The 5,962-nt window shown below is 38.7% G+C and carries 3 protein-coding genes; all 3 read left to right on the top strand.

What is annotated here, in order from left to right:
* Nucleotides 1-3,127 (top strand): SusC/RagA family TonB-linked outer membrane protein (locus E1176_RS07740; RefSeq protein ID WP_155210040.1); only part of this gene is annotated, 3,127 nt, incomplete at its 5' end.
* A gap of 12 nt (nucleotides 3,128-3,139) precedes the next feature.
* Nucleotides 3,140-4,564, top strand: coding sequence for a SusD/RagB family nutrient-binding outer membrane lipoprotein (locus E1176_RS07745; protein WP_155210041.1), 1,425 nt, complete (start codon nucleotides 3,140-3,142; stop codon nucleotides 4,562-4,564).
* Nucleotides 4,565-4,602: 38 nt separating this feature from the next.
* Nucleotides 4,603-5,892 carry a hypothetical protein gene (locus E1176_RS07750; RefSeq protein WP_155210042.1) on the top strand — a complete coding sequence of 430 codons (1,290 nt, stop codon included), beginning with the start codon at nucleotides 4,603-4,605 and terminating at the stop codon, nucleotides 5,890-5,892.
* Nucleotides 5,893-5,962: the final 70 nt, after the last annotated feature.

The following is a 5,962-nucleotide window of genomic DNA, read 5'->3' on the forward strand; positions in this document are numbered from 1 at the left end:
ATCGACTTTACCTGGTGTTAACGTAATTTTGAAAGGTACCTCTACTGGAACCGTTACGGATGTAGAAGGTAATTACAATTTGAATGTACCTTCAGATGGAGGTGTTTTAGTGTATTCTTTCGTGGGCTTAGAAACTACGGAAGTGCAAATCGGCTCGCAATCAGTAATCGATGTGGCTATGGCTTCAGATGTTCAGCAATTGAACGAGGTTGTGGTGACTGCATTAGGAGTATCTCGCGAGAAAAAAGCAATTGGTTATTCTGTTCAGTCAGTTGATTCTGAGCAATTAGCACAGGCGTCTGAACCAAATGTAGTAAATGCATTACAGGGTCAGGTAGCTGGTGTTCAGATTCAAGGAACAAGTGGTACACTCGGTGGTTCTTCAAGAATTACAGTTAGAGGTTCAAGCTCTTTCCTTGGTGAAAACCAACCGTTGTTTGTCGTTGACGGAATGCCAATAAACAATGACAACTATGCTTCTGCCTCTCAATTACGAGGATTCGGTGGAGGATCTTATGACTATGGTAATGCAGCTTCTGACATTAACCCAGAAGATATCGCGTCTATGTCTGTATTGAAAGGAGCATCTGCAACTGCTCTTTATGGAGCGAGAGGTGCAAATGGTGTTATTTTAATTACTACTAAGTCTGGTAGAAAGTCAAAAGGTGTTGGAATTGAGTTCAACTCAAGAGTAACATTTGACAAAGTTCAAAACCTTATTGAGCATCAGCAGAGATATGGTGGTGGAGCTACTGTTTCTACACCTTCTGGTTTCAATGAATTTACTTTCAATGGAGAAACTCAATATGCTCCGGTTTACTCTAAAGATGGTTCTTGGGGTCCAAAGTATGATCCTAATATGATGGTTAGACATTGGGATTCATGGGATCCACAGTCTCCTAACTATGGGGAAACCAGACCGTGGGTTGCTCCTGCTAATGGTTACGAAGAATTCTTTGAAACTGGTGTAACTCTCCAAAACTCTGTAGCTTTTAGCGGAGGTAATGAAAATGGTACGTTCAGAATTGGCTATACAAACCTTGATCAATCAGGTACAATGCCAAATTCTAATCTTGAAAGAAATACTTTTAGTATAAATGCATCTTACAACCTGACTGATAAATTAACAATATCAGGTAGTGGTAACTTAGTGAAGTCTGCAGCTAATGGTAGAAATGCAACAGGTTATTCTAATAGCAACCCGATGCAGGGTTTTACGCAGTGGTGGCAAACGCAAATTGATGTAGAGCGTTTACAGAACTACAAATGGCAAGATGGAACACAATATACATGGAATGCAACTGGTGTTGAAACGGATAAAAATGATGTATTTACAGGTTGGGATCCAGCACCATACTTCTTTGATAACCCGTACTGGGTAAGAAATGAGTTTTTACAAGAAGACACCAGAGATAGATTCTATGGTAATATAGCAGCTAACTATCAGTTGACGGATGGTTTAAGCTTTTCTGCAAGAGCTATGACTGATGGGTTTACTTTTAAATCAAGAGAAGGTATTCCTAACGGAGGCGTAGATCAGTCTTTCTACTCAGAAACTACAAGAACATTTACTGAGTCTAACTATGAAGCCAAGTTACTTTTCGATAAGCAAATCAATGATTTCTTATCAATTAACGCCATGGTGGGTGGTAACTTAATGAGTCAAGAAAGAAAGAGAATCACAGCCAATACGAATGGTGGTCTTGCTCTTGATGGTTTCTTTAACATCAGCAATGGTCTGGGTAACCCAACAGTGGAAACTGCCGTAGCTGAAAAAGAAATTCATAGTGTTTTTGCACAGGCTTCATTTGGATTATACTCTACAGTATTTGTAGACCTTACAATGAGAAATGACTGGTCTTCTACCTTACCTACAGGGTCTAACTCATATTTCTACCCTGCAGTAACTACAAGTTTTGTATTTACAGAGCTTCCGGCTTTACAAGGCAGTGATTTACTCTCATTTGGTAAGTTGAGAGTGGGTTATGGATTTGCAGGTAGTGATTCTGATCCATATAATCTACGTAATGTTTATGCGCCTCAGGCTCCAAACTTTGGAAATAGCCCGAGATATGCAGTTCCAAACGCAAGAAATAACCCTAATCTGGTTAATGAGTTAACTAAAGAGTTTGAAGTTGGTTTAGAAATGAACTTCCTTCAAAACAGACTTGGTTTTGAATTAGCATACTATGACCGTACTACTGAAGAGCAAATATTTAATGTAGCTTCATCTGCAACTACTGGTTATACATCTAGAGTTGTAAACGCTGGATCTATGAAAAACAGTGGTATCGAATTAGCGCTTAGAGGTACACCAATTCAATCAGGAGATTTCTCCTGGGATGTAAATGTAAACTTTGCAACTTATAACAATGAAGTTGTTGAATTAGCTCCAGGTGTGAACAATATTATTCTTGGAACCACATGGGCAGCTGATGTGAGACTTCAGCAAGGCGAGCCATATATGGCTTTATTTGGTCAGGATTTCCAGAGAACTGAAAATGGTGAACTTATCATAAAAAGTAATGGTATACCAGCTGTTGAATCAGATAGAAAGTTCTTAGGTTCTGCTGTTGCTGACTTTACAGGTGGTATCAGAAATGCATTCACCTATAAGGGAATTACAGCGAGTGCTTTAATCGACTTCCAAAGTGGTGGTGTAATTCACTCAACCTCACTACAGTGGGCTGCCTACTCAGGTATGCTTCCAAAAACAGCTGAAGGAAATATCAGAGAAGAAGGTATGATGATCTCAGGTGTTAAAGCTATTCAGGATGAAAATGGTAACGTAACTGGTCATACTACGGAGGCTAATGATGTAGCTGTTAATCCTCAGGTTTACTATCAAACAATTTGGAATGTGGCTGCACCTAACGTGTATGATGCAAGCTTCATTAAGCTTAGAGAAGTTAGATTAGGTTATAATCTTCCACAAAATCTATTAGGCAACTTGCCTTTCAGAGATGTTAACATCGCTGTTGTGGGTAGAAACCTTGGATTACTTTATAGTGAGATTCCTTACTTAGATCCTCAGGCTGTTACTGGTACAGGTAATATCCAGGGACTTGAGAATGCTCAAATTCCTACTACGAGATCATATGGTTTCAACCTTAGTTTTAAACTTTAAAAACTATATCGAATGAAAAATATAAATAAGATAATTTCATCTCTGTTGCTACTCTTTTTTGTAGCAGCTTGTACAGATGATTTTGAAGAAATAAATACTGACCCAAATAATCCTACAGAAGTTCCTGCTGAGAACTTGTTTACTCAAGCTCAGTTTGCTCTTGCTGACAGGATGTGGGGTAGAGCAATGAACTTTGAGTTTGGAATGTTAATGGTTCAGCATTTCTCTCAAAATGAATATGCTGAAGATTCTCGTTACAATCAGCAGCCTAGTGGCTTTAGTGCTTCTTGGCAATCGTTTTATGCTGGTGGTCTGATAGACCTTGAAGAAGCAAAAGCTATCACTGAGAATAATGAGGGATTAGCTGATGCTGTTAGAAAAAACAGGTTAGCTCAAATTGCTATAACTAGAGTTTGGGCCCTTCAGATTGTTACAGATATCTGGGGAGATGTACCTTATTCTGAAGCATTTAACCCTGAAGAGTTTCCGAATCCTGCTTACGATTCACAAGAGGCTATTTATACAGGCCTTTTAGCTGAATTAAATGCTGCAATAGCTTTAATTAATACTGACGAAGCTGGTTTTGGATCAGGAGACATCATTTATGGTGGTGATATGGAATTGTGGGGTAAGTTCGCAAACTCATTGAAGTTAAAAATCGGTATGAGAATGTCTGATGCTAATAGCAGTGTAGGAAATGCTGCTGTTACGGAAGCACTAAACTCAAGCTTAGGGTTAATCTCTTCTAATGACGAAAATGCGTTATTTACCTTCAATGCTGATCAGAGAATTGCAAACCCTTTTTATGTGGATGCAATTACAAGAGATGACTTCTGTGTATCTGAAATTCTAGTTACGAGCCTTAAAGATAATGGCGACCCTAGATTGGATGAATTTGCCAAACCAAACTCAAATGGTAACATTGTTGGTTTACCTTATGGTTTAACAGATGCTGAGTCATTTCAATTAAAATCAGTAAGCTCACGTCCTGCTGATGATATAAGAGAGGCAACAGCTCCTGCAAAACTTATGACATATGCTGAAGTGGAATTCTTCAAAGCAGAGGCTGCAGAAAGAAATATAGCTGGTTCTGGTGCTGAGGCATCTTATAATAATGCAGTAGAAGCGTCTATGCTAGACTGGGGATTAACATCAGCTGATGCTGCTAGCTATTTAGCTGCAAATCCATATGCTGGTATTTCATCAATTGCTTATGAAAAGTGGGTGGCATTGTATACTCAAGGTTTAGAGGCTTGGGCAGAAAGCAGAAGGCTTGAGTTTGATGATACTTATTTGACTTTACCTGAGGCCGCTGTTATTGGTGATATTCCAGTTAGAGCTCTTTATCCTTCGGTAGAGTTAGAAGCAAATACTGAAAGCTTTGAGGCTGTTGGCTTCAATAACATGACAACCAACATGTGGTGGGACGTTAACTAAAATTGACAAAAAAATTAAATTTATATATGAAATTAATTATGAATAAATACCTAACGAAAGCGTTTGCTTTAGCGGGTTTAGTGTTATTCTCTTTGAGCTCATGCCAGGAAGAAGAGGGTAATGTTATTGACTATACGCCAGGCAATGCGCTCATGATTTCAGGACCTAAATCGGTAGAAGTCGGAGAAAGTAAGGAGTACTACTTGAATATGAACATCAAAGCAGATGACTATGATTGGTCAATTGGAAGTGGTGCTACCATTTCAGAAAATGCTGCTAATGATGCTTATGTTACAGTTACATTCGATGCAGCCGGTGAATATACGCTTATTGTAACTAAGGGAGATGCAAGTGGTGAGTTGAAAATTAATGTTGAAACTCAGCCAGCTGTAACTGTATCATATAATGGTACAGGTGTTTTAAGAAACGGTGTTTCAGACACGGTTTTCTTCAACTTTACGACACCACTTTCGGGATTACCTGATTTTGAAGTTAATACGGATTCCTCAGGGTTTTATCCTGGTAAACTAGCATTTACATCTGGTACTCTGGGGCCGTTGGTGGAAGTTGACGCAGATTCAGCTTATGCTATCTACACAGCAGGTAACGGAAACGGTATACCTGAAGCATTGTTCCAAGATATTACATCAAATGAAACTTTTGGGAGTATAAATGTTGATAGTGCATTTGTTCAACTATATCGAGTTGATAATATCGCGCCTATAGTGGACTTATCATATTCTTCTTTGTACGCTAATGATAGTACTGTATTAAAGGTTACAGCTACTTTTTCTGAAGAAGTTATGCCTGATAACCCAACTGATACTACATTATTAATAGCATTTGAGGGAGCAGGAGTGGAAGCTGAAACTGATACATTAGTTGCTACTGAGGATCCACTAGTTTATACATTTGATTATACTGTTAACGGTGATAGTACTGGTACACTAAACGTTTCCTTAGAAAACGTAGTCGATTTGGCAGGTAATGAGCCGGGTTTAGTAAGAAATGCATCAGCCGTTACAATTGATAATGACAACCCAACTCTTTCATTTGCAGATGCTGTTGATCAAGGAAATGGATTAGTAAGCATATCAATGTCATCTGATGAAGTTGGCACAGGATACTATTTAATCTTAGCTGATGGCGCGGATGCTCCAACCAAAGCAACAGAATTTGACGGTGATATGACAATGTCAGTTTCTCCTTCATTGTCTACAAAAACTATCAATGTGGCACAGGGAGACTATGATGTGTATTATATAGTAGAGGATAGAGCAGGTAACTTTGGGACCATCTCTACTAAAGAAGATTTAACTGTTAACTAGTAGGTAAATTTAATCTCAAACAAAGGCCATCTCGTAAGAGGTGGCCTTTTTTTGTTTCTGCAGATATGTA

The organism is Fulvivirga aurantia, assembly GCF_009711475.1.
In the GTDB taxonomy this organism is placed as follows: domain Bacteria; phylum Bacteroidota; class Bacteroidia; order Cytophagales; family Cyclobacteriaceae; genus Fulvivirga; species Fulvivirga aurantia.